The organism is Bacillus cereus (assembly GCF_002577405.1).
Taxonomy (GTDB): Bacteria; Bacillota; Bacilli; order Bacillales; family Bacillaceae_G; genus Bacillus_A; species Bacillus_A cereus_AU.
On record NZ_NULR01000047.1, the window covers coordinates 1 to 1,826 of the forward strand.

The following is a 1,826-nucleotide window of genomic DNA, read 5'->3' on the forward strand; positions in this document are numbered from 1 at the left end:
CGCCAAGCAACTAAAAACACAAGTCTTTTGACTTGTGTTTTTTTGTATATTTGTTTCGTTAGAAACAAGATTGAAGATATTGATTGCCAACTTATATCAATTGAAAGATCATTTATAGCGAAGCATTTGCACTATTTCTAATAAGTTTTCATTAAATCATCTTTAATGTAAGAGGTGATTTCTCTTCCTTTATGGTTAATCCCTAAAAAACTTGGTACATAATTAAAGCTTTTATACTCTAAATGATTTAATAGTTTATGAATTGTATAGCTCTTCTTCTTTAAATTCCTATGTACAGTATCCCCGAACTAATAAAAATTAGAGGTATTCCTGCCAGTAAATACTCCTTTTTCATGATTGGACATCTAAATCTTCCGCACCAATATGCTTTTGAAATAACTTCATTCATAATTGCTTCCTTTTAACTTGCAGTTTGTTCAATCTATTAAACAAGTTACCTATATAATTTGGAATTATATTTTATACTGCTTAATTTTTAGTCTTATATATAGTAGTGTTTTGAGGAATAGTTTTTGTTATTGAGTGTATAGGGAAGTGGTACGTGACCTAGTAAAATAATACAGATATTTTTCTACTATATGAGAACAGCTATATTATGCTAAGTATGTAGTGAGATATAGGAATAGTGAACAAGGAGCTTATTTATAATTTAAGTGTATATATGGGTACGAAAGATTCTTTAGTTAGTAGTCGTGATTCCTTGAGGCATAAACTTTTGAATTCCTCAGTGCCAGTGCTACAATGATTGAAAACTAAATGTTAATGAGGTGTTCATATGAAAATTGAAGTTTGGTCTGATTTTGTATGCCCGTTTTGCTATATTGGGAAGCGTAGATTAGAAATGGCTTTGGAACAATTCCCGCATAGGGGCGATGTTGAAGTTGAGTTTAAAAGTTTTGAATTAGATCCGAATACTCCTGTTTACTCTGGGACGAGCATTAATGAAGTACTTGCATCAAAGTATGGAATTAGTATTGAAGAAGCTAAGCGTAATAACATACAACTAGGAAATCATGCAGCTAGTATGGGGTTAAGTTTTAATTTTGAAGAGATGAAGCCGACAAATACCTTTGATGCGCATCGTCTTGCGAAGTTTGCTAAGGATCAAGGGAAGGAAAAGGAGATTACAGAAAATCTTCTTTTTGCATATTTTACTGAATCACAAAACTTAAGTGATGTGGAAACACTTGCTGCTATTGCTGAAAAGTCGGGATTAGATAAGCAAGAGGTTTTAGATGTTATCAATAACAAAAGTGCTTATGCAAATGATGTTAGAGTTGATGAAGCGATTGCACAGCAATATCAAATTTCGGGAGTACCTTATTTTATTATTAATCAAAAATATGCTATTTCAGGTGCGCAACCACTTGAAACTTTTGTTGGTGCACTTCAGCAAGTGTGGGAGGAAGAGAATCCTGCGCCTAAGTTACAAGAGTTTTCATCAGACGAAGGAAGCGATATGTCTTGTACTGATGGAAGTTGTTCGGTTCCTTCAAAAGAACAATAGGTTTTTGGTGGAATAGCAACCCATGGGGTGTTTTATGGGTTGCTTATATATTCTTATAGAAGAGATATGTAAATAGATTATTTGATAAAGTAAATAGGATTTATAAAAATGAAGTTTTTTATAAAAACATATTGACGATTGTACGTTAGAGGTGTAATATAGAACAAGTCGCCGATAGCAACAACGCAGAAAGCGACAAACGAAATAAACAAAATGAAAAACTTAGTTGACATTAACTAACGAAGATGTTAACATAAGGAAGTCGCAAATGAGCGACTAAGTAGTTCTTTGAAAACTG

General features: G+C 32.7%; 1 protein-coding gene. It reads left to right on the top strand.

Features of this window, described 5'->3' with window-relative positions; all coding sequences use genetic code 11:
* The first annotated feature begins 796 nt into the window (after positions 1 to 796).
* Positions 797 to 1,528, top strand: coding sequence for a DsbA family oxidoreductase (locus COC96_RS26955; RefSeq protein WP_098269523.1), 732 nt, complete (start codon positions 797 to 799; stop codon positions 1,526 to 1,528).
* The last annotated feature ends 298 nt before the right edge of the window (positions 1,529 to 1,826 follow it).